The organism is Actinokineospora diospyrosa, assembly GCF_024171925.1.
GTDB classification, from domain to species: domain Bacteria; phylum Actinomycetota; class Actinomycetes; order Mycobacteriales; family Pseudonocardiaceae; genus Actinokineospora; species Actinokineospora diospyrosa.
Window position 1 is genome coordinate 406,200 of the sequence record NZ_JAMTCO010000009.1, and the last position, 22,031, is coordinate 428,230.

Here is a 22,031-nt window from a genome sequence, read left to right on the forward strand (position 1 = left end):
GGCGCTGATCACGCCTGACACCCGACGATGTGTAAGCGACCGTGTTAGGGTCCGGCCGTGTACCCCACGGTGGCGGACGTGCTCGCCACGCCCTGCGTCCAGGTGGGCCGCCCCCGTGTGCGCGCGGGCGAGGAGAACCTGGACGAACCCGTCCGCTGGGTGCACGTCAGCGAGATCACCGACGTCGCGGGCACCCTGGCGGGCGGCGAGTTGCTGCTGTCCACCGGCATCGTCGCCACCGCGCCCGGCACCGACCTCGCCGCCTACGTCACGACCCTGGCCGAGGCCGGGGTCCGCGGGCTCATCATCGAGCTGGGCAGGCACCTGCCCGCCCTGCCCGAACCCCTGGTGCGCACCGCCCGCAGGCTCGGTTTCCCGCTGGTCGAGCTGCGCCGCGCGGTGCGCTTCGTGGAGATCACCGAGGCCGTGCACGCCCGCATCGTCAACGTCCAGCACGAGCGGTTGCGGTTCACCCAGCAGGTCGACGCGGTGTTCACCACGCTGACCGTCGAGGGCGCCCGCGTCGAGGAGGTCCTCGACCAGGCCAGCGCCCTCGGCGGCCACCCGGTCGTGCTGGAGGACCTGGCCCACCACGCGATCGCGTTCAGCGGCACCACCCGGGCGGGGGAGTTGCTGCGCGACTGGGAGTCGCGGTCCCGGCTCGCGGCCGCGGGCGGGGAGACCGCCGTGGCGGGCCCCGAGCGGTGGCTGTGCACGCCCGTCGGCCCGCGCCGGGGCCGCTGGGGCAGGCTGGTCGTGCCGATGGCGGTGGCCGACCCGGACCACGTCACCGCCGTGCTCGAACGCGCCGCGGCGACCCTCGCGATCACCCGCATGCTCCAGGGCGGGGGCCGCGACGTGGCGCTGGACGCGCACGGCGGCCTGCTGCGGGACCTGCTCACCGGCCAGGTCACCGACGAACAGGCCGTGAACGCCCGCCTGCGCGCCCTCGGCCTGCGCGCCGGACGGGCCTACGCGGTGCTGGTCCTCGGCGTGCCCGGCGACCCCTCCGCCGATGCCGACCAGGCTGTCCTCGACGCCGCGGCGGCCACCGCGCGCGAGCAGGGCAGAGCCGCGCTGACCGGCGTCACCGCCCCCGGCCGGGTCGCCGTCGTGTTCTCCTGCGCCGCGGAGACCGACGAACCCGCCGCCGTCCGCTCCTTCCTGGCCGCGGTGGCGACCCACCCGGGCCTGCCGGGCGCGACGATCGCCGCCGCTGCCACCCCGACCACCCGACTCACCGGCCTGTCCGCGGCACTGGAAGAGGCCACGCACGTCGCCAACGCCGTGGCCGCCGCCCCCGGGAGGGTGGCGGAGCGAGAGGTGTACCGCAGCCGCGACCTCGGCGCCCGGGGCCTGCTGTGGTCACTGCGCGCCGACCCCCGGCTGCACCAGTTCACCGAACTCCAACTGGACCCGCTGCTCAGCCACCGGCACGAACAGGACCTGCTGGACCTGCTGCGCGCCTACCTCGCCACCAACGGCAACGTCGCTGTCCTCGCCCGCACCCTGCACCTGAGCCGCCCAGCCGTCTACGCCCGCCTCAACCGCCTCTCCGACGTCCTCGGCCGCGACATCACCGACGCCGAGACCCGCCTGTCGCTCCACCTCGCCGTCCTGGCCTACGACCAAGCCGGGCCCTGACGAGACGCTGGACCATGTGCGGCCTAGTGGGGAAGCCGGAACACCGCAGCGGCTTCGTCCATGTCGACGATCGAGGCCAAGGTTTGGTCCAGGCCCTGCAGCGCCTCGGCGGGCATTCCCTGCCTATAGGCGGACAGCGAGGCGAAGTTCAGTGTGGCGAGGTTGTTCCACGCCACAGGCAAGTCTTCCGGAGTCGGCCGCACTACTGCCGGGGCGCTCGCCGGTGAGATGGTGGTCGCCGCCAACTCGGCGAGGACACCGGGCACCGGACCCGCTCCGGCAAGGGAGATGCGGACGACGAACGCGCGGTCGGTGTACCGGTGCGCGGCATCCAGGATCGCGTCCCGGGCGATGGGCGCGAAGGGATCCGGCTGCCTCGCACCTCCCCAGACGGCGGTCGTCGGTGGACCGGGCGCGGCGAGCTTGGCCAACTCGGCGGCACGGGCGCCGAGGTGCGCCTTGAGCCCGGGACCGACCGCGTACGGGGCGAGGCCGATCGAGAGCAGCACGCGCGAGGGCTGGGCGGCGAGCGCGGACCACAGCGGCTCCCAGGAGTTGCGCTGGTGCCGCAACGGGCTGACCGTCGTCAGCCACGGGTGCTGGGCGTCGTCACGGCTGCTCCGCCGCGCGGTGAGGCGCTTGCGCAGTTCGACGACATCGCCCGGCGGCGGGAACGGTCTGAGGACGTCGTGGATCTCCACGTCTTCGGTGACCCCGGTCGTCGCGGTTCCGGGGATGTCGCCGAGGTGGTCGCGCACGGTGGCGGCCCGCTGCTCGGCCTCGGCGCGGGTACGGCCCTCGGCCCGGGTCAGCAGGTAGCAGTCCAGCCGCCCTTCGCCGGGGCGGTTCAGGTAGCGCACCTCCATCGGCGCGGTGCCCAGCACTGACCAACTGGCCCGCAACCAGGCCGAGTTGTCCGGTGCGGTCGCCTCGCCGTGGTGGATGTGCACCCCGCCGAGCAGTTGCCCGGTCTGCACGACCGTCTGCGCTGGACCGCTCTGCTGGTTGTGCACTCCCGCCAGGTGCGGCGGCGCGGTCGGCGGGGCCGTCTGCGCGGTCGCGGCCCGGACCCGGCTCGCGGCCCACGCCCACCACCGGTCCACCCCCTGGGTGACGGCGATCCCGGTCATCGGCCCGCCTGCGGGGCGTTCCCGAACGGCAGGCTCTCGAGGGCGGGCAACCCCGCCGGGAACCCGTACTCCTGGGACACGGTCGTCCCCTCGATCGCGGTGTGCAGCGCCTCCCGGCACACGGCGTGCACGGCCTCGCGCATCGCCTTGAGCCGCTCGAGGCCGAGCACCATCGAGACCGAGTTCGCGTCGGTGACCCGGGCCGTCCTGATCAGGGCACTGCCCTTGCGGATCCGCCACATCGCCCAGCCCAGGTAGAGGCTGGTGCCGTAGCTGAACACCGACACGTACACGTAGTGCTGGCCGTCGACGAGCACCAGCGTGTTGCCCGTCGCCCCGTAGGCGGTGGGTGTGCGCGCCGCGACGTAGTTGGTCACCGGCATCTGCCGGTCGCGCAGGGCGCCCGCGACGTGGCTGTAGACCGAGTCCGCCGCGGCCGACTTGCCGGGCAGCAGCGTGTACCACTCGCTGATCGCCTCCTGCCGCTCGCTGTTGAGGAACACCAGCCAGGTGGTGGCGAAGACGAGCACGCCGAGGACGAGTCCGACGATGAGGAACGTGGACCCGTCGTCGCTTCGGCGCGAGAACGACGAGCCGAAGAACTGGCCGTTGACGACCTGGAAGGCCAGGAACGCGAGGAAGGTGCCGAGGCCGAGTTTGATCGACCTGCGCCACACCGCGCCGATGATGTCGCTGGTGACGGTGTCGGCGAGCAGCAAATCGGTCGGCTCGTGCCGCAGCCGCTCCCGCAGGTACACCTCGTCGCCGTCGTCCCGCGCTATTCCCGGCTGTTCCGACATTCCCCGTCCTCCCCGTTCGGCGGCATGGCCTCGGGTTCTGTGCACACCCGGGCGCCAGTCGTCCACCTTAGCGAGCGCGGTCAAACAATGGGGTTCGGTTGTCCATCATTTGTCTGGTTGACACTGACAATGGGCCGCGGGTCGCTTTTCGGGCGAAATTGACTCGGATTTGACGGCGGGGTGGACCGCTGATTGTCGGGGGGCAGCCGGGTCGCACGATCGGGTGGCCGGGCCGCCGTGCCCCGGGATTGTCGGTGCCCCGTGCGAGGCTCAGCGGTGCCCCGGCCGAGGAGACCGCCATGACCGACACCACCGTCCACATGTTCCTGCCCGCCACCCCGCCGTTCGACTTCGGTGCCACCCTGCGCTTCCTGCGGGGTTTCCCGGCGATGGTGGGGGAGCAGGCCGGTGGTGGCAGCGCGCTGACCAAGGTGTTACGCGTCAACGGGCAGCTCGTCGGGGTCCGGTTGTCCCCCGCGGGCGCCGGGCTGGAGCGCGTGGGGCTGGAGCGCGTGGGGCTGGAGTGCGTTGTGGAGTCAACGCGGCCGGTCGACGCGGAGACGGCCGCCGCCGTCGGGGATCAGGTGGGGTTCCACCTGGGACTGGACGACGACCTGGCCGAGTTCTACGCGCTCGCCGAGCGGGACCGGCCGTTCGGGGTGGTCGTCGCGCGGTTGCACGGGTACCACCAGGTCAAGTTCCCGTCGCCGCTGGAGCTGCTGTGCTGGGCGATCCTGAGCCAGCGCGTGCCGCTGTCGACCGCGCGCGCCGCCAAGCACGCCCTCACGGCGGAGTTCGACAACGGCATGGCCCTCGACGGCCACGTCCTGCACGCTTTCCCCGACCTCGACCAGTTGCTCACCCTGACCGGGCAGCGGCTCGCGGAACTGGTCGGCAACACGAGAAAAGCGGGTTACCTGCACCGGGCGCTGCGCCAGTGGTCCGAAATGGACCAGCGGGCGCTGCGCACCGACCCGTACGAGCAGGTCCGCGAGCGGCTGCTCACCCTCGCGGGCATCGGTCCCTGGTCGGCCACCTTCCTGCTGATCCGCGGTCTCGGCCGGATGGACCACATGCCCGCAGACCGGGAGGGCCTGCGCGCGGCGAGCAAGGTCTATGGCCACTCGATCAGCGAGTCCGAGTTCGCCGCCCTCGCCGCGCACTACGGTCCCTGGCAGGCCTACTGGGGCCACTACTTACGCGTCGGTGGCTGACCGGCGCGGCCCGGTCAGCCACCGCGGGGTGCTCACCGGAGGGCGGGGTCGGCCACCGACGCCTCGTCCTCGGGACCGCGCAGCACCCACTGGCCGCGCCTGCGCAGCACCAGCAGGTAGTACAACGCCGACACCACACCGATGCCGAGCGTGATCAACAGGCTCGGGCGGCCGATGACCGGGTCCAGCGCGTTCTGGTAGACGACGTAGAGCAACGCGGCCAGCGCCAGCACCGGCGCGACCGGGAACCACGGCATCCGGTACGCCGCGTGCGCGGTCGACCCGTTGCGGCGCCCGTTGATCGCCGCCAGGCACAGCGCCCCGTACACCGCCACGATGGACGTCGCGGTCACCACGAGCAGGAAGTCCTTGTCCGCGAAGCACAGCGCGGTCGCGAGCACACCGGTGACCACCGTGGCGATCCACGGCGTGCCGGTGCGCGGGTGGATCGCGGCCAGCGAGCGGCTCAGCGACCCGGGCCACGCGGCGTCGCGGCCGGTGCTGAACACCATCCGCGAGGTGATCAGGATGATCGCCAGCACCGCGTTGAGGATCGCCAGCGCCACCGCGAGGCTGATCACCGTGTTGACCGTGGACCCGGCCTGGGCGTTGACGAAGTAGCTCATCATGTTGTCCGAGGCGAACAGCTCCGGCAGCGACGGCGCGCCCAGCAGCACCGCCGTGACCGGCACCAGCTCGGCGATGACGGTGATCACCAAGGCCCACAGGATGGTCTTGGCGATGCCCCGGTGCGCGTTGGTGGTCTCCTCGCCGAAGTACACCGCCGACCCGTAGCCGTTGTAGGAGAAGATCGCCACCGCCGCCGCGCCCACGATCAGCCCGGCCGAGGCGGGGCCCACGACGCCGTCGGCGGCCGCGACCGGCGCGCTCAGCAGCTCGCTCAGCGGGCGGGCCGGGTCGAGGAACCCGAGCGCGCTCACCACGACCAGCGCCACCATCTCGATGGCCAGGAAGATGCCGGTGATCCAGGCGTTGAGCTTGATGTCGAACACCGCGAGCACCGTCGCGCCCGCCGTCGTCACCGCCGCGACGACCGGTCCGGACAGGCCCGGGATCAGCACCTCGAGGTAGGTGCCGACGCCGAGCGCGATCACCGCGATGATCAGCAGTTGGGTGACCATCAGCAGGCCGAGGGTCACGAAGCCGGGCAGCCTGCCCAGGGTGCGCGCGACGATCGCGTACTCGCCGCCGCTGAGCGGGTACGCCGAGGCCAGCTCCGCGTAGACGAACGCCATGAACACCCCGACGACGGCGGCGATCACGAAGCTCCAGAACGCGCCGCTGCCCGCCTGCCCGACCACGCCGGGCGCGATGATGAACACCGAGGACGCGGGGGAGATGGCCGACAGCGTGATGAGCAGGGTGCCGAGCACTTTCAAGCCCCGGCGCAGGGCCGGTGTGGACGGTGACGACGGATCCGACATGGCGGTCTCCTCGGACGCAGTTCTTTGACTCGACATCAAAGAACTCGGCGAGGCTCCCGTCAATACCAGGTCGCGAAACGGCTGTGTTACGACCTGGGCCACACTTGCGTTCTTTGACACTCGGTTGAAGAATCACCGGCATGCCGAGACCGAGCAGGGCCCACCACAAGCGGGCCGAGCTGATCACCGCCGCGCGCCAGGCCGTCCTCGACCGGGGCGTGCTCGACCTGCGGTTGCGCGACGTCGCCGACAAGGCCGCCATGTCCACCGGGTCGGTCCTGTACTACTTCCCGTCGCTGGCCGAACTGCTCTTCGAGGTGCAGCGCGAGGCGGTGGAGCGGTTCTGCGTGGACCGCGAGGAGGCCATCCGCGACGAGCCCGACCCGCGGCGCAAGCTCATCAGGACCATCCGCGCCGGGTTGCCCACCGGCAAGGACGACGAGCTGTGCATCCTGATCTACGAACTCGGCGCCTACGCCCGCCGCGACCCCGCGTACGCGGCCCAGCACATCCGGCTGTGCGAGCGGCAGGTCGCCCTCTACACCGCGATCCTGGAGACCGGCTCCGCCACCGGGGAGTTCGACCTGACCCGCGACGCCACCACCATCGCCCGCGGCCTGGTCGCCCTGGAGGACGGGCTCGGGCTGCACATCACCCAGGCCGTGCCCACCTTCACCACGCCCCAGGCCGAAGCGATCCTCATCGCCCACGCCGCCGACGCCACCCGCTGCGAACTGGAGTCCTGATGCGAGCCCGCGACCTCGGCCTTCCCCTGTCCGGGACCACCGGCCCGCACAACGCCATCACCGACGTGCCGGGGGTCGAGGTCGGCTACACGACGCTGGTCGAGGGCGAGTCGGTGCGCACCGGGGTCACCGCGATCCTGCCGCGCGGCCGCGCCGACATCCACATCCCGTGCGCGGCGGGCCGGTTCTCGTTGAACGGCAACGGCGAGATGACCGGCTCGGCGCTGGTCGACGAGATCGGGTCGGTGCGGCTGCCGATCCTGATCACCAACACCCACGCCATCGGCCCGTGCCACCGCGGTGTGATCGACTGGGTCGCCCGCGAGCACCCCGCCGTCGCCGAGCAGTGGCTGCTCCCCGTCGTCGCCGAGACCTGGGACGGCTACCTCAACGACATCAACGGCCCGCACGTCCAGCCCGCCCACGCCATCGCCGCCATCGACGCCGCGACCGGCGGCCCGGTCGCCGAGGGCTCGGTCGGCGGCGGCACCGGGATGAACTGCTACGCCTTCAAGGGCGGCAGCGGCACCGCGTCCCGAGTGGTCCCCTACGGCGCGGACGCGTTCACCGTCGGCGCCTTCGTGCAGGCCAACTTCGGCTCCCGCCACGAACTCACCATCTGCGGCACCCCCCTTGGCGAGCGCTTCGCCGACGACAACCCCATGCAGGACACCGACTGGCACATCCCACCCGGCGCCGGGTCGGTCATCGTCATCATCGCCACCGACGCCCCCCTGCTGCCCGGCCAGTGCACCGCCCTCGCCCGCCGCGTGCCCCTCGGCCTGGCCCGCACCGGCACCACCGGCTCCCACTTCTCCGGCGACATCTTCCTGGCCTTCTCCACCGGCAACGCCATGACCCCCTCGGAGTTCCCCACCGGGGAGCCGGGCTTCGACACCCTGCGCCACATCCCCTGGAACCGCATGGACGACTTCTTCACCGCCGTCGTGCAAGCGGTCGAGGAAGCCGTCCTCAACGCCCTGGTAGCCGCCAAAACCACAACCGGCCGCCACGGCCGCCGCTCCCCGGGCATCCCCCTCGACCGCCTCCGCGACCTGTTCTAGCCCAACTCGGACCCAGCTTCCCGCAGACGCCATTCCCTTCGTCCGCAGCGATCCGCTGCCCCAACTGGCCCCACCTCCGACGCCCGCCCACCTGTCCTGCTCGGGAACCGACCAGGCAGACGGTGGCCGTGCTCGGCGAGGTGCTCGACGAGGGCGATCTGGTCATCGACGGCGGCAACTCCCGCTACACCGATGACAAGGTCAACGCGGACCTGTTGGCGCCCCTCACAACCCTTTGTCCACAACCCCTTCCACCATCCACAGCCCGACCAACCCCCCCTTGACAAGCCGCCCCACCCGCTATTCTCAAACGTGGGACCCCGAACCCCGGGTGGGCGGGCCCCCGTCGGCGTGTTGATCTTGGTCGGCCGGGGATGAGGCGGGGCGGAGCAGGAAGTTCGCGAAGGGCGAACGGGGGTTCCCGGGCGGTAAGGGGTGGTTTGCGACGGGCAAACGTGGCTCGTGAGAAGTAGGCGAGGGGCACCGTGGGCTCGGAGAGGCGAGTGTGGGCTCGCGAGGGCGAATGAGTGTCGCGGGTGGACGCGACGGGAGGCCTTTCCTCGAGAGTCGAGCCGGTGCCTCATCGGTGGCCACGACAAGGTGTCGCGGGCTGGTACAGCACCCGGGCCTCTGAGCCGGGAAGCCAACAGAGGCCCGCGTGCACGGCGGTGAGGGCTAGTTCGGGTCGACCACCAGTCGTGACAGGACGCCCTGGGGGTCGCTGAGGTAGGTGTAGCCCTCGCGGGGGCCGGTGAACAGGGCCAGCAACTCGGCGACCTGCTGGTACTCCGGGACGGACAGGACGATTTTGCGGCGGACGAGGGAGGCGCACAGGCCGTCGACCAGTTCGCCCCATTCGCCCGCGTCGCTGAGCCTGCGGTAGCCGGCGACCGTTTCCGGGGGGAGGCGGTCGGCGACGGCGTCGAGGAGGGCGCGGGAGTCGTTGTTCAGCTTGCCGAGGTCCATGGTGCTCCTACGGGATGGGGTCGCCGTTGGCGTCGTTGCGGGTCACGCCGTTGCCGCTGATCGGGTAGGCGGTGCGGATGCTGCCGTCGGGGTCGATGATGACCTCGATCTCCACGCCGTCGCGGGTGCCCCTGGCCACCCAGCGGCCGTTGTCCTGCTGGTACGGCGGGTGGTCGGGGTTGCGGGCGATGTCCTCGACGTGCGCGCGGACCACGTCGTCGAGGCCGGGGTCGGCCGGGTCGCTGGAGTCCCAGCGCTCCGGGAACTCCGACTTGCCGGGGATGCCGGTCCCGGGGGCGTGCCCGCCGCCGACGCCGTCGGAGTCGCCGTCGAGGATGTGGATCAGGCGCATCGCGGTGAGGTTGATGTTCGCCAGGCTCGGCGGGTCGTCCAGCCCGGTGGCGCTGTCCCACTGGTTCGGCGGCGGGGTCTGCGGGTCGGCCGTGCCGGGGGTCTGGCCCTCGCCGCCGGGTGGGGTGCCCTGGTCGGCGATGGCGCCCGTGGCGTCCTGCGCACTGGTGATGCCCGCGCCCGCGTCGACCGACCCGTGCTGCTGCGACGGCCGCCCGCTCGGGGTGTCCGGGGACGAACCGGGGCCGTCGGGCTTGCCGGACGGGGCGTCGGCGCCACCACCGGGCGGCCGCTTGTGCAGGGCGAGGTACCAGAGCAGGACGAGGACCGCTAATAGTTGTCGCACCGGGTGCCCTAGCTGTTCAGGAGCTTGTCGAGGTTGGTCAGGCTGGTGACCAGGGCCATCGTGTAGGTCAGGATCCGCCCGGCCCACTTGACCACCGCGGCCGCGATCTGCGTCGCGATCACCGGGATGGTCACCACGAACACCGCCTCGGCGACCCACACGATCACCCGGGCCACCAGGTCGGCGATCAGGTCCCGGACGATCTCCCTGGTGAACTCCACCAGCCCGCCCGCGCCCTCGGTCGCCACCGCCATCGCCGCCGAGATCGCCGCCAGCCCGCCGAGCGCGTCGACGTTGTTGACCATCAGCGACCGGTAGGCGGCCGCGGCGGCGCCGTCCCAGTCCGGGGTGTCCTGGTTGAGGTGCTCACCGAGGTCAGTGCACATCGCGTACAGCTCGGTCGCCATGTTGTTCCAGGTCGCGGCGTGCGCGCGCACCACGTCCGGCTTGCCGGTCAGCTCGTCGAGCATCTCCCGTAGCGGGTCGAAGTACTCCATCGCCCAGCCGATCCCGTTGGCCAGCAGGGCGCTGATCGGGTCCATCACCGTCGCCGCGACCTCGACGCCCAGCGTCGCGCCCGCGAGCGCGTCGTCCACCCAGCCCTCGCTGCGCAACGCGTCGACGAAGCCCTCGATGCTGTCGGCCAACCCGGACCCGGTCCACACCTCGCGGCTGGACTGGACCGGTGCGATCAGGTCACCGTCCGCCATCGCCGACACCCCCGAGCATCGTCGCGTTCGACCCTTCAGTGCCGTCGTAGTCGTCGGCGTTGGCGCGCAGGGCCGCTGACACCAGCCGCAGGTTCTCCGCGACCTTGGCGATCAGCTCGTCCTGCCTGGCGTGCTTGCCCTCCAGCAGCCCGGAGATCCACCCGCACAGCAGCCCGTACGCCTGGTCGTCCTGCGCGATGTGCGTGCTGGCCGCCTTCACCGCGTCGAACCGGGCCAGGACCGCCTCCACGTTGGCCGCGTGCGCGCGGATCTGCTCCGGGTTGACCGCGAATCCGTCACCCATCAGCTCACCGCTTCTTCATCTGCGTCTGCAGGTCGAAGTCGCCGTCGCCGTACTCGTCGGGCGCCTGGGGCGCGCGCAGGTGCTGGTCGACGCTGTCGGCGATCGCCCGGCCCGCAGCGGACTCCGGGCCCATCGTCTCCGCGATCACCTCGCGCGACTGGTCGGCCACCTGCCCCCTGGCCTCCCGCAGCGTCGCCAGGATCGCCCGCGCCACCGCGTCCGGCGGCGTCTTGTGGATCCGGTCGGTCAACCGCAGCCCCACCAGCGACCCGGTCGAGTCCACAGTGACCTCGGCCAGCCCGCCCGGGTCGGCCGCGGTGGCCTGGACCTCGCGCAGCCGCGCGCCCATGGCCTGCGTATCGGCGGCCAGCTTGTCGATGCGGCCCTTCCACGCGGCCATCCGCTCCCGCGCGGCGTCCGGGTCGAGTACGCGCTCGTCCATGTTCCCCCTCACCTGGCGACTGCGGGGCAGTGTAGTGAATGGATCTCATGGTTCGAAGTGGTTGGTGCCCGTAACGTGCGACGGACGGGCGCCGAATTCGATCATGCAGGGGTCTCGCCGGGGGTGGTCGTGAGGGGATTGTTGGCCGCGCTGACGGTCTTGGTCGCCGCGCTGATCGGGGTGCTCACCAACCTCGTCACCGCGGAGGGGGCCGTGCCGGGGTGGTTGTGGGTCGCCTTCGGGTGCAGCGTCGCGGTGGCCGTCGCGCTCGGGGTGGCCGCCGCGGTGCGCGGTGCGGGCCCGGTCGCGCTGTTCGCGCCGTCGGTCGCCCTCGCCCGCCGCCACGCCGCCCTGCGCAAGGCGGTCCGGCGGCTCTGGATCGACCAGCTGCTGCGCGAAGCGGTCGACCCGGTGTCGCGCTTCACCGTCCCGCTGTCCTACCAGCGCCTGGCCCCGCACACCTTCGGCGTCGCCCCGCCCTCGCGCCCGCGCGAGGTCGAACTGGGACGCTCGGTGCTCGACCTCTACGACGACGCCGACGGTCGGCTGCTCATCCTGGGCGGTCCCGGGTCCGGTAAGACGGTGCTGCTCCTGGAGTTGGCCGAGGCGTTGCTGGCCCGCGCCGAGGCGGTCACGGAGCCGGTGCCGCTGGTGCTGCACCTGTCGTCGTGGTCGGGCGGTTCGCTGGAGGGCTGGATCGCCGAGCAGACGCGGACCCACTACGGGCGGGCCGGGCTCTCGCGCAAGGCCGTGGCGCAGTGGCTGCGCGAGGGCATGCTGGTGCCTTTGCTCGATGGTCTAGACGAAGTCGATCCCGCGCGGCGCGACGGGTGCTTGGCCGCGATCGCCGCGTTCGCCAACGACGCCGCGCACGCCGGGGTCGTGGTGACCAGTCGCGACGAGCTCGACGGTCCCAGCGGGCTCGTCGGCCAGACCCGGATCGGCGAACTGCCGGACGAGGTGGTGCGCCGGTACCTGCGGCATGTCAACACCGAACACCTGGCCCCCGAACACCTGGCCCCCGAACACCTCGCCGACGACGCGGAGTTCCGCGCGCTGCTGGCGACCCCGCTGATGCTCAGCACGGTGGGCGCGAACCTGCACGCGGTCGACCACGTCCGGCTCCCGACTACCGGCGACACCGAGCAAGCGCGCCGGGAACTCCTCGCCGCTTACGTCGCCGAGCTCCTGGCGCGGCCGCGGGCGCCGTTGTCGCGCCTGCGCCGGTACGGGGCCGAGGCGATCCGCGCCTACCTCGCCCTCTTCGCCCGCAACACCGCGCCCGGCAGCGTGTTCTACCCCGACTTCATCGCCAGCCTCGCCGAGAACCCGGGACGCGTCCGCCAAGCGGTGCGCGTCGGCGCGGCGACCCTCACCGCCGCCACGACCTTCCTCGTCCTGGCCACGGTGGCGATGCCCGACGCCATGGCCGACGACGGCTGGTCCGGCGGCCTGGTCATGAGCGCCATCTTCGCCGCCGTCGTGTACTTCAACCACGACCCGCACGGCGCGCTGAGCACCCGGATCCGGTGGGCCATGGCGCCCGCCCGCGAGATGACCATGAAGTTCCTGGCCGGGGCGTGGGGACTCACCGGGATCCTGTTGCTGGGCGCCGCGATCGGCTTCGTCCGCGACACGATCGACGACGGTCCGGTGCGCGCCTGGGAGTCCTGGGGGCTGCCCTTCCTCGGGATCTCGCCCCTGCAGCAGCTGATCACCGTCATCGCGCTCCCCGTGCTGATCGGCGCGCCCCTAGGATTCCTCGCGGGGTTGGTCGTCGGCCTCGCGGGCGCTCCGTCTGAGGCCCCCTCGCGTCCCATGGCCGCGACGCGGGCCTCGCGCGCCAACCTGTTCGCGGGCCTGGTCTTGGGCCCGGTTTGCGGTCTGCTGCTCGGTGCGGGCCTGGCCGCGCTGATCAACCCGCCGGACGCCTACGGCGGTGGGCTGCTGGCGGGGATCGTCTGCGGGAACCTGATCGCGCTGCGCTCCGGTGGTGCCGCGTACATCGCCTACCTCGCGACCCGCACTTCCCTTTCCCGTCAAGGGGTTCTCCCGTGGCGACTGCTCGCTTTCCTCGCCCAGGCCACGGACCGGCTCCTGCTCCGCCGCGCGGGCGGCGGTTTCCTGTTCCCGCACCGTCTCATCCAGGAGTGCCTGGCCGGGTGATTGTCCGGTTCACTCACCAGGCGGTGCTGTTCACAACGCGGTGAACGGGCCAGGAATGTTGTCCGGCGCGCGATCCCGGCCCGGTGGCGGGCGGTGAACGCTCACAGGCCGCCGCTTGGCAACGGGCGGGCGTTGTCCCCGGTGGGTGGGCGCGCGACGGTGGGGGAGTCCGCCGTCCGGCCGCGGCGGACCGGAAGTCCTTCCCCTGCAAGGAGAACACTCGTGAATCGAACATTCCTCCGGCGCGGCCTGCCGTGCGCGGTGGCCGCGGTGCTCGCCGTCGTGGTGACACCGTCGCACGCGGTCGCCACCGGGTTCACCGCGCCGCACGGGCTGATCGGGTCCGCCGACAACGCCGTGGTCCGCGAGATCGCGCCCGTCCGTTCCGCCATCAGCGCCCCCGCCGCGGCGAAGAAGCTCAACTACACCCAGCAGGTGCAGCAACAGGACCAGTGGTGCTGGGCGGCGACCGGGTCCAGCATCGAGCGGACCCTCGGCTCCACCGTGTCGCAGCAGTCGTTCTGCGCGGCGGGCAAGGGGTCCGGCGGGTACTGCCGCAACGAGGCGGCCGAGATCTACGAGATCGTCCGCGGCTTCCGGGGCACCGGGTTCAGCGCCCAGGACGCCAACGGGACGATCAGCTACGCCTCGATCACCAAGCAGATCGACGCGGGCATCCCGCACCTCACCGGCATCTACTGGACCTCCGGCGGCGGGCACGCCGAGGTGATCTACGGCTACGACTCGACCAACAAGACCATCATGGTCGGTGACCCGTGGCCGACCTACCAGCGGTACCAGACCTGGTCCTACAACCGGTACCTCAGCAACGGCCAGTTCCGCTGGGGCGACACCATCGTCAACATCACGAAGGCGGGGTAGGACGTGGTCGTGGCCTGCCGGATGGTGCTCGCCTTGGTCTTGGCGCTCTTCCTCGCCACGCCCGCCGCGGCGCGCGCCCCGGTGCCCCCGCCGCCGGACCTGACCGCGGCGCTCGACGCCGCCAGGACCCCGGCCGCGATCAGCATGGCGCGGACCAACCTCCGGCAGGTCCACGGCACCGAGCCGACCACCATCAGCATCGCCGACCGCGGGATCCCCGCCTACGTCCTGAACCCCGACTTCGTGCGCGGCGTCCCCGGCGCCCCGGCCGGTGTCCTGCAGTACATCGCGGTGACCGCCACCGCAGGCTCCGGCGACCGGGTGACCCTGCGCGCCAGCCAAGACCCCACCGGCGCCTGGGGAGTCGACAGCGCCTTCTCCGGCAACGACGAGGAAGTGCTCAGCGCGCGGCTGGCCCCCGGCTCGGTCTTGCTCAACGAACCGCAGATCAACGGTTGGTACGAGCTCAAGCCCGCGGGCGTCGTCCTGCTCCAGGCCAGCCTGCCGCAATCCCCGGTGGGCACCCTGATCCCGCTCGCCGACTACCAGACCCAGGTCGGCACCCGCTACGGCGAAACGCTTTCCCCCAAGCCCCCACCCGCCGAGTCATCCTGGACGGCCCCTGTCGTCGTCACCGCCGCTGCTCTCTTGGTTGCCTTCGTCCTCTTTAGACGTTTGAGGTCTGCATAGGTCTCACCGGGTCGAACGCGCGGGCAACCGGCTCGATCTCGGCCAACCCCTGCGCTGGAACCCTGGCGCACCATCGCCTCCACGTCCAACCCCGACGCGCCATCCGGCTGTTCGCGCGGGATGTCCGCGTGCCCGGCGTACCGCGTGGTCCCGGTGAGAACATGCACCACCATTTAGAACAACGTCACGTCGGGCCTGGGCCGCCACGGTACATGTCCACCGTGGTCGCGAGGAGATCGAGCTGGCGCTGAACCCGCTCCACGTCAGCGTCACGGCCCTGTTCCCGGTACAACCGCAGTGCCTCCCGCCAAACCTCGCGCGCCTGCGCGTGTTGTCCGAGCGCGGCATGGGGGTGGCCCACGTTGTCGAGAGTGCCTGCGATCTGGTAGCTCTGGCCGTCTGCCCGGAGCAGGGTGAGCGAGCGGTGGTAGTACTCGACGGCTCGCCTGTCGTCGCCGGTGCTGTGGGCGATGAACCCCAGGCTGTCCAGGGCGGCCGCTTCGCCGTCGTGGTCGTGGTGGTGCTGGTGCGAGGTGAGCGCGGCCTGGCAGTGCTCGCGCGCGGTGTCGAAGTCACCCAGGCGCGCGGCGAACCAGCCCACCGCGTTGAGCGCGTCGGCCTCCCAATCCGACTGGTCGAGAGTTCGGTAGAGGTCGAGGGCGCGCACGGCGTGGTCCAAGGCCGCCGGTTGTCCCCCCGCCGTCCCCAGTCGGCCGCGAGCACCTGGTGCGTGTGCGCCTGTTCAGCGGCGTCGTGTTGGCGCACGGCCAGGACGAGGGCCTGGTCCAGGTGTTCTGTCGCCTCCTCGTGCAGGTTCAGCCGCGAGCAGACGCGGCCGAGGAGCTGATGGGTGTGGATGCGGGCGGCGGGGTCGGGCAGGTGGGCGGCGGCCTCCAGCGCGGCTCGCCACGCGTCGAGCGCGTCGCGTCGCGCCCCCTGCCGGATGAGGAAGGTGTCCAACGCCCAGGCGAGGTACCAGACGACGTGGTGGCGGCCGAGGGCGACGGCGGCACGCTGGGTGGCGAGGAGGTTCGCTTGCTCGGCCGCCAACCAGGCCGTCGCGGCCGCGGCGTCGGGCAACGCGTGCGGGCGGACACCGTCCACCGGCGGATCCGGTCGCAGCAGCGGGCGGTAGGGGGCCAAGAGGCGGTCAGCGGTGTGCGCGGTGTGCAGGTAGAAGTCCATTGCCCGCGCCGTAGCCCGTGCTCGCAGTTCGTCGGGCAGGTCGGTCGTCGCGGCGTAGTCGCGGACTAGATCGTGCATCACGTAGCGTCCGAGGGGTCGGTGTTCGATCAGGGACGCTTCCGCCAAGGCGGACAGCGCCGCTCGGGTGCGATCCGGCGATCGGGCCATGAGGGCGGCCACGGCGGGCAGGGTGGTGTCCAAGCCCGGGGCGATGCCCAGCAACCCGAACAGAGTGCGTTGCTCGTCGGTCAGGTGGTGCAGGGACCAGGACAGGACGGTGGGCAGGCTGGCGTCGGGATCAGCGGAGTCCAAGGCGCCCAGGCCGAAGTCGCGCAGTTCAGTGACCAGATCACCGAGCAGAGCGGGATGGGTGCGGATGCGCGCGGCGATCAAGCCGAGTGCCAGTGGGAGCCCACCGCACAGACCGACCAACTCGGTGATCAGCCGCTCGGACTCGGGGGTGTTGTCGTCGAGAGCGGCCGCGAGCAGGGTGCGGGCTTCGTCGTCGGTGAGCACGTCGACGCGAACGGGATGGGCGCTGTGGCGAGCGATGAGGCTGCGGAGCCGGTCGCGGCTGGTGATCAGGACGGTGCAGGTGTCGCCACCGGGCAGGAGCGGGACGACCTGGTCGGGTGCGGCCGCGTTGTCGAGCAGGATGAGCTTCCGCTTGCCAGTGGTGTGGGTGCGGTACAGGGCGGCTCGGGCGTCGAGGTCCGCGGGGTGGTGGTCGCGGTCGACGCCGAGTGCGGCCAGGAAGTCGCCCAGCACGTCGGCGGCGTCGCGGGGTTCGCCGGGGCTGAAACCGCGCAGGTCGACGGCGAGTTGCCCGTCGGGGAAGTGGGCGAGGTTGCGGTGGGCCCAGGCCAAGGCGAGTCAGGTCTTGCCGATGCCGCCGGTGCCGCCGATCGCGGAGATCACCACCGTCTCGGCCTCCCGCTCCCGATCGGGTGTGGCGCGGCGGTCGAGTTCGGCCAGGAGGTCGAGGCGACCGACGAACCCCCGGGGTGCCGAGGGCAACTGCCGTGGCAGCGGTGGGACGGGCGGAGCGGGGTGGGTATGGAACTCGACGGTCCCGATTGTGTGAGCCTGTACCGCGTGCGCCACGGTCGTGGCGATCACCGCGTTCCGCACCTCGACCGCGACTCCCGGCGGCTGTCCGGCCGCCTTGGTCGCGTCATCGCTGTGCTCCCTGTGCTGGCCCTCGACCGCCACCGCCCACCTCCGCTGCCCTGGAGGGCCCTGACACTACGAGTCGATCACCAACCCGTCCCGGACATCGAACGCCCACCACCCGCACGGACGCGTTCGCCGGATGTCACCCGCCGCTGGTCCTGGGGGCGGGCCCGACCCAGAACGTTGGCCGTGCGCGGGTGTATCGAGACGTGGTCGGGGTTGCGGGGCGGGCTAGTTGACCTTGTCCCCGTACACGTGGTCCACCGTCATCGTCATCAGGACCCGGCGGTCGGACACCATGACCGCGCGGTATTCGGCCCAGTCCGGGTGTTCCCCGGCCGCCAGCCGGTAGTAGGCCACGAGGGCGTCCACCTCCGGGCCGCCGGGGTCGGTCCCCGGCCCGACCAGGGTCGCCACCCCCTCCGCGGTCGCCCACGACCAGCCGTCCGCGCTGGTGACCTGCAGCGTCGCCCGCGGGTCGCGGCGGAGGTTGACCGTCTTCGCCCGGCCCTCGGTCATCGACACGTGGATGACCCCCGCCGCCGGGTCGTAGAAGGGCATGACCGGGGACAGTTGCGGGCGGCCGTCGGACTTGATGGTGGCCAGGACGCCGAGCCTGCTGGTGGCGAGCAGGTCACGGGGGTCGAACCGGGTGGTCGTCATGTAGGTGAGCAAGTCCGGGCGCGCGGGGGCTATTCCCCGGCACTTGATCAACAAGGCATGCTGGACCGATGGCTGAACGCGTGCTGGCCGAGCGGTACCGCCTCGACGGCGTGTTGGGTGTCGGCGGGGTGGCGCGGGTCTACCTGGGCACGGATCTGCGGCTGGGCCGCGCCGTCGCGGTCAAGGTGTTCCGCGCGGACTCCGACGACGAGCAGGTGCGGCGGTTCGAGACCGAGGTGCGCATCCTCGCCGGGCTGGAGCACCCCGCGCTCGTGCCCATCCACGACTCCGGCGTCCACGACGGGCACCCGTTCCTGGTGTTGCGCCTGGTCGAGGGCAGCACGCTGCGGCGGGAGATCGAGAACGGCCCGCTGCCGCTCGAGCGGGTCCGCGCGCTGGGCGCCCGGCTGGCGACCGCGCTCGCCCACGTGCACGGCCACGGCGTGGTCCACCGGGACGTGAAGCCGTCCAACATCCTGCTCGACGGGCGGGGGGAGGCGGTGCTGGCCGACTTCGGGCTGGCCCGGCTGGTCGACTCACCCCGGCTGACCAGCAGCGACCGGATGACCGGCACCGCGGCCTACCTCGCGCCCGAGCAGGTCACCGGCGCCGAGGTCGGCTTCCCCGCTGACGTCTACGCGCTGGGCCTGGTGCTGCTGGAGTGCCTCACCGGCACCCGGGAGTACGAGGGCGGCGGCGTGGAGACGGCCCTCGCCCGCCTCCACCGCCCGCCGCGGGTACCCCGGGACCTACCGGACGAGCTCGTCCGGTTGCTGCTGCTGATGACCGCCCTACCCGCGCGCCGACGGCCCACCGCGGCCAAGTGCGCCCAGCTGCTGGCCGCCGCCCCGCCCACCGACCCGGTTCGACCGCGCCGCCGGTGGGCACCGCTGGTCGGGGCCTCGGCCGTGGTGGTCGTCGCGGCGATCTGCTGGGCGTCCACCGCCGACACGACCCTGCGGCAGCCCGCGGCACCCGCGGGCCCACCCATCCCCACCGCGACCCCGACCACCCAGCCCACGGACGCCACGTGGCAACCGCCCACCGAGCAGGCGCCCACGACGGAGCGGCCGCTCACGACCGACCAGGAGCCCGCGGTCGAGCAACCGCCCACGTCCGACCAGGCGACCACGACCGATCAGACAACTACAGCCGACCAGGCGACCACGGCCGAGCGCCCCGCGGTCACACCCGCGAGCGCCCCGCCGCCGCTACCCGATCGCGCGGACAAACCGGCCAAGAAGCCCAAGCACAAGGACGGCTGACCCGTCGGTCAGTCCAGGACGGACGCGGAGAGCTGGTCGAGCCCGGCCAGCACCTCGCGCGCGGCCTTCGTGGCCCGCGACAGCTGGTCGGTGACCTCGGTGAGGACCTGAGACTGCTGCTCCACCGCGCTCGCGATGTCCAACTGGGTGTCACGCACGGTGTCGATGACCGCGATCGTGGAGTCGAAACTGCGGGTGACCTCACCCGTGGAGGTGACGATGGTGTTGATGACGCCCTCGACCCGGCCGACCGACGACGAGGTGGCGTTGGCCAGCGCCCGCACCTCGTTCGCCACGACCGCGAAACCCTTGCCCATCTCACCAGCGCGGGCCGCCTCGATGGCCGCGTTGAGCGAGAGCAGGTTGGTCTGCTCGGCGAGATCGGCGATCATGCCGTTGACGTCGGCGATCTCGCCGACCGACTGCTCGAGCCTGGTGACCTGGCCCGCCGAGTGCCGGGCGGTGCTCTGCCCCTCACCCGCGGTGGCCGCGGCGTCCACGGCGCGCCGGGCGATCTCCTGGATCGCGGTGGACAGCGTCGCGAGCTCGGCGTCGACCACGGCGACCGCGTCGATCGCGGCCCGCGCCCCCACCCCGATCGCGGCGGCGTCGCTGGCGAGCCGGGCACCGCGCTCGGCGATGCGGGTCGCGCGCTGCTGCTCGACCTCCGCGGCCCGCGCCTTGGCCTCGACCTCGGCCGCCTGCAGGTCCTCGCGCTCGCGCTGGGTGCGCGCCGCCAGCTCCTGCGCCTCGCGCTCGGTGAGCTCGGCGAAGTGCCAGAACGAGATGATCCCGATGGACTCCAGGATCGCCAGCCCGGCGTGCACGGCCACCATGACCATGGCCTCACCCACCGACATCGACACCGCCATCGGCATCCCGGCGCCCATGTCCATGTGCGACATCCCGAACACCGCCTCCGGAGCGACGATCCCGAGCAGCCCGTGGTGCAGGATGATGATGACCACGGCGATCACCAGCGGTTCCCACTGCTGGTAGAGCGCCACGAAGGCCAGGATCGCGTAGAGGTGGATGTGCGCGGCCATCTCGCCGCCCGAGAGCTCGATCGCCACGAACGTGCTGGCGATGAGCCCGATGCTGGTCAGGTTCGCCTTGTGCCTGTGCACGGAGCTCAGCGCGGCCAGCGCGGCGAACAGCCCGACCCCCAGCGGCAGCACCCACGCCTCCCACAGGGGGCGCGGCCCGAGCAGCCCGAGCACCGCCAAGGCGGGCACGTGCAGCCAGAGCAAGACGGTGACGATCCGGTGGCGGGCCGCCCAGGACTCGGCGGTCAGCTGAGCCCCGCGGGGCAGGCGCAATGAACTCACGACGGCACATTTCGGCAGCTAGACCCCCCACGTGAGCTCTTCCCGCCGCGCCTCCGGGTGAAGCACGCTGCATCTCGCCGACCTGGCGGTTCGTCCGGAGTACTGCTGACCCCGGCCGTGCCCGCTGCTGCTGATCTTGCTGTGAGGTAGTTGTCCACAACCGGCTCGCCCACCCACAGGCTCCCTTCGCTGCTGCCGCTCCACCGGCCCCCCTCGGTAGGCTGTACATCGGGGGCCGCTTGATTTAGATGATCTTGTGGTGCACCGGGGCCAGCCAGGCCATCCACAACGCACCCCCTTGTCCACAGGTCGCTGCTCGCTCCTCCCGCTGTGTCGGGACGCGTCGGTAAGCTGTGTATTTGGGGGCTTTCGATCAGATTGATCTTGGCGCATGCCGTGGCCGGGATACGCGGCAAGGGATTTCCGCCACCGCGCAGGACCGCCGGTCGATGCACCCACCGCGCAACGCCTCCGCAACCCTCTGTCCACAGTGTTCAATGGTCGTTTCGAGCGCGAGCCATCCAGAGCGGCGTCCGTGACCTGTCGATGCCGCGACCATTCGGCGCAACGCCGCCCGGGTGCGATGTGTCAACCGGGCATTTGGGAGGTATGTAGCGCCTGTGCGCACCGCGAGTCAGGTCAGGAATCATCCGGTCATCCAGACGACCGGCCGGGTCGGCATGGTCTTCTACGGCGGTGTGCACGTCCTCATCGCCTGGCTGGCGCTACAAGTCGTGATCGGGCAGACCGGTGAGCAGGCCGACTCCAAGGGCGCCATCGCCGAGATCGCCGAGACCGGGGCGGGCCCGGTGCTGCTGTGGGCGCTGACCATCGGCCTGTTCCTGTTCGCGCTGTGGCAGTTCGCCGAGGGGGTCGCCGGGCACACCCACGAGTCGCGACCGCGCAAGCGGCTGGCGAAGCGGATCGGTTCGGGCGCGCGGGGGATCACCGCGGTGGGCATCGGGCTCGGCGCGCTGGACTTCGCCCGCGGCGCGGGCAGCACGAACTCCACCGGCAAGCAGCAGGAGCTCACGGCCGAGGTGCTGGCGATGCCGTTCGGGCAGGTCCTGGTCGGCGCGGTCGCGCTGGCGGTCCTGGTGCTCGCGGCGGTCCTCGTGCGCAAGGGCGTCACGCGGTCCTTCGAGCACGACCTCGACCTGTCGGAGCTGCCCACCGGCTCACGCGGGTTCGTCCAGCACATCGGCCGCGCGGGCTACATCGGCAAGGGGCTGGCTTACGGCGTGATCGGCGTCCTGGTCGGTCTCGCCGCGGTGCACGCGGACCCGGAGCGCTCGGGCGGCATGGACAAGGCCCTGCACACGGTGGCCGCCCAGCCGTACGGGGTGGTGCTGCTCGCCGCGATCGCGCTCGGCTTGGGCGCGTTCGGCGTGTACTGCTTCGCCGCCGCCAAGGCGCACCGCTAGGCGGCCAGGTGATGAGCTGACGTTGCCGCTACTGCCGGGCGGCGCGGGCTGCGCGACACGATCGGTGGCTGGCTCGACCTGCCGACCGAGGCA

The 22,031-nt window shown here is 71.8% G+C and carries 22 protein-coding genes and 1 pseudogene; 11 read left to right on the forward strand and 12 right to left on the reverse strand.

Annotated elements, in window-relative coordinates:
- Window positions 1-57: 57 nt before the first annotated feature.
- Window positions 58-1,644 carry a PucR family transcriptional regulator gene (locus LV75_RS35570; protein ID WP_253888462.1) on the forward strand — a complete coding sequence of 529 codons (1,587 nt, stop codon included), beginning with the start codon at window positions 58-60 and terminating at the stop codon, window positions 1,642-1,644.
- A 23-nt stretch (window positions 1,645-1,667) separates the two neighbouring features.
- Here LV75_RS35570 and LV75_RS19970 read toward each other — a convergent pair whose 3' ends face one another.
- Together LV75_RS19970 and LV75_RS19975 are read right to left on the reverse strand one after the other, a co-directional pair.
- A complete protein-coding gene (locus LV75_RS19970; protein ID WP_253888463.1) occupies window positions 1,668-2,774 on the reverse strand; it encodes a hypothetical protein in 1,107 nt (368 codons plus the stop codon).
- Window positions 2,771-3,574 (reverse strand): hypothetical protein, encoded by an 804-nt coding sequence (locus LV75_RS19975; protein ID WP_253888464.1) that lies wholly within the window; start codon window positions 3,572-3,574, stop codon window positions 2,771-2,773. Before LV75_RS19975 ends, LV75_RS19970 begins: the two co-directional genes overlap by 4 nt.
- Before the next feature lie 299 nt (window positions 3,575-3,873).
- Here LV75_RS19975 and LV75_RS19980 point away from each other — a divergent pair, with 299 nt between their 5' ends.
- Window positions 3,874-4,788, forward strand: coding sequence for a DNA-3-methyladenine glycosylase family protein (locus LV75_RS19980; protein WP_253888465.1), 915 nt, complete (start codon window positions 3,874-3,876; stop codon window positions 4,786-4,788).
- 32 nt (window positions 4,789-4,820) lie between these two features.
- On the opposite strand, the gene LV75_RS19985 is transcribed toward LV75_RS19980, so the two are convergent.
- On the reverse strand, window positions 4,821-6,233 hold the full coding sequence (locus LV75_RS19985; RefSeq protein WP_253888466.1) for an APC family permease: 1,413 nt from the start codon (window positions 6,231-6,233) through the stop codon (window positions 4,821-4,823).
- 140 nt (window positions 6,234-6,373) lie between these two features.
- Between LV75_RS19985 and LV75_RS19990 the strand changes: the two genes are divergently transcribed.
- The 3 genes and pseudogenes from LV75_RS19990 to LV75_RS20000 form a co-directional block, all read left to right on the forward strand.
- Window positions 6,374-6,979: a TetR/AcrR family transcriptional regulator gene (locus LV75_RS19990; RefSeq protein WP_253888467.1), complete on the forward strand. Its 606-nt coding sequence runs from the start codon at window positions 6,374-6,376 to the stop codon at window positions 6,977-6,979.
- Complete coding sequence (locus LV75_RS19995; protein WP_253888468.1) at window positions 6,979-8,043, forward strand: DmpA family aminopeptidase; 1,065 nt, start codon at window positions 6,979-6,981, stop codon at window positions 8,041-8,043. The genes LV75_RS19990 and LV75_RS19995 overlap by 1 nt, the downstream gene beginning before the upstream one ends.
- A gap of 95 nt (window positions 8,044-8,138) precedes the next feature.
- Window positions 8,139-8,264, forward strand: a pseudogene (locus LV75_RS20000) (6-phosphogluconate dehydrogenase); the annotation flags it as partial.
- Window positions 8,265-8,718: 454 nt separating this feature from the next.
- Here the strand turns inward: LV75_RS20000 and LV75_RS20005 are convergent.
- From LV75_RS20005 to LV75_RS20025, 5 genes are read right to left on the reverse strand one after another with little or no spacing between them, the layout of a single operon-like run.
- Window positions 8,719-9,009 carry a DNA alkylation repair protein gene (locus tag LV75_RS20005; RefSeq protein ID WP_253888469.1) on the reverse strand — a complete coding sequence of 97 codons (291 nt, stop codon included), beginning with the start codon at window positions 9,007-9,009 and terminating at the stop codon, window positions 8,719-8,721.
- A gap of 7 nt (window positions 9,010-9,016) precedes the next feature.
- A complete protein-coding gene (locus LV75_RS35575; protein WP_253888470.1) occupies window positions 9,017-9,706 on the reverse strand; it encodes an EndoU domain-containing protein in 690 nt (229 codons plus the stop codon).
- A gap of 8 nt (window positions 9,707-9,714) precedes the next feature.
- Window positions 9,715-10,416 carry a WXG100 family type VII secretion target gene (locus LV75_RS20015; protein ID WP_253888471.1) on the reverse strand — a complete coding sequence of 234 codons (702 nt, stop codon included), beginning with the start codon at window positions 10,414-10,416 and terminating at the stop codon, window positions 9,715-9,717.
- Window positions 10,403-10,720: a type VII secretion target gene (locus tag LV75_RS20020; protein ID WP_253888472.1), complete on the reverse strand. Its 318-nt coding sequence runs from the start codon at window positions 10,718-10,720 to the stop codon at window positions 10,403-10,405. Before LV75_RS20020 ends, LV75_RS20015 begins: the two co-directional genes overlap by 14 nt.
- A gap of 4 nt (window positions 10,721-10,724) precedes the next feature.
- A complete protein-coding gene (locus LV75_RS20025; protein ID WP_253888473.1) occupies window positions 10,725-11,162 on the reverse strand; it encodes a YbaB/EbfC family nucleoid-associated protein in 438 nt (145 codons plus the stop codon).
- 129 nt (window positions 11,163-11,291) lie between these two features.
- On the opposite strand from LV75_RS20025, the gene LV75_RS20030 reads away from it, so the two are divergent.
- The 3 genes from LV75_RS20030 to LV75_RS20040 all read left to right on the forward strand — a co-directional run bounded on the left by LV75_RS20030 (window position 11,292) and on the right by LV75_RS20040 (window position 14,900).
- Window positions 11,292-13,328, forward strand: a complete 2,037-nt coding sequence (locus tag LV75_RS20030; protein ID WP_253888474.1) for an NACHT domain-containing protein — start codon at window positions 11,292-11,294, stop codon at window positions 13,326-13,328.
- Between the two features lie 222 nt (window positions 13,329-13,550).
- A complete protein-coding gene (locus LV75_RS20035; protein ID WP_253888475.1) occupies window positions 13,551-14,210 on the forward strand; it encodes a papain-like cysteine protease family protein in 660 nt (219 codons plus the stop codon).
- Window positions 14,211-14,219: 9 nt separating this feature from the next.
- Window positions 14,220-14,900, forward strand: a complete 681-nt coding sequence (locus LV75_RS20040) for a hypothetical protein (protein WP_253888476.1) — start codon at window positions 14,220-14,222, stop codon at window positions 14,898-14,900.
- Between the two features lie 184 nt (window positions 14,901-15,084).
- On the opposite strand, the gene LV75_RS20045 is transcribed toward LV75_RS20040, so the two are convergent.
- Window positions 15,085-15,567, reverse strand: coding sequence for a tetratricopeptide repeat protein (locus tag LV75_RS20045; RefSeq protein ID WP_308211013.1), 483 nt, complete (start codon window positions 15,565-15,567; stop codon window positions 15,085-15,087).
- Between the two features lie 59 nt (window positions 15,568-15,626).
- Here LV75_RS20045 and LV75_RS36020 point away from each other — a divergent pair, with 59 nt between their 5' ends.
- Complete coding sequence (locus tag LV75_RS36020; protein WP_486303607.1) at window positions 15,627-16,154, forward strand: hypothetical protein; 528 nt, start codon at window positions 15,627-15,629, stop codon at window positions 16,152-16,154.
- A gap of 804 nt (window positions 16,155-16,958) precedes the next feature.
- On the opposite strand, the gene LV75_RS20055 is transcribed toward LV75_RS36020, so the two are convergent.
- Both LV75_RS20055 and LV75_RS20060 read right to left on the reverse strand, forming a co-directional pair.
- Entirely contained in the window at window positions 16,959-17,297 is a 339-nt protein-coding gene (locus LV75_RS20055) for a hypothetical protein (RefSeq protein WP_253888477.1), read from the reverse strand.
- 192 nt (window positions 17,298-17,489) lie between these two features.
- Window positions 17,490-17,921, reverse strand: a complete 432-nt coding sequence (locus tag LV75_RS20060) for a PPOX class F420-dependent oxidoreductase (protein ID WP_253888542.1) — start codon at window positions 17,919-17,921, stop codon at window positions 17,490-17,492.
- Window positions 17,922-17,989: 68 nt separating this feature from the next.
- Here LV75_RS20060 and LV75_RS20065 point away from each other — a divergent pair, with 68 nt between their 5' ends.
- On the forward strand, window positions 17,990-19,186 hold the full coding sequence (locus tag LV75_RS20065) for a serine/threonine-protein kinase (protein ID WP_253888478.1): 1,197 nt from the start codon (window positions 17,990-17,992) through the stop codon (window positions 19,184-19,186).
- A gap of 8 nt (window positions 19,187-19,194) precedes the next feature.
- Here LV75_RS20065 and LV75_RS35040 read toward each other — a convergent pair whose 3' ends face one another.
- Window positions 19,195-20,514 carry a methyl-accepting chemotaxis protein gene (locus LV75_RS35040; RefSeq protein WP_308211011.1) on the reverse strand — a complete coding sequence of 440 codons (1,320 nt, stop codon included), beginning with the start codon at window positions 20,512-20,514 and terminating at the stop codon, window positions 19,195-19,197.
- A 620-nt stretch (window positions 20,515-21,134) separates the two neighbouring features.
- Here LV75_RS35040 and LV75_RS20075 point away from each other — a divergent pair.
- Window positions 21,135-21,938: a DUF1206 domain-containing protein gene (locus LV75_RS20075; RefSeq protein ID WP_253888479.1), complete on the forward strand. Its 804-nt coding sequence runs from the start codon at window positions 21,135-21,137 to the stop codon at window positions 21,936-21,938.
- The last annotated feature ends 93 nt before the right edge of the window (window positions 21,939-22,031 follow it).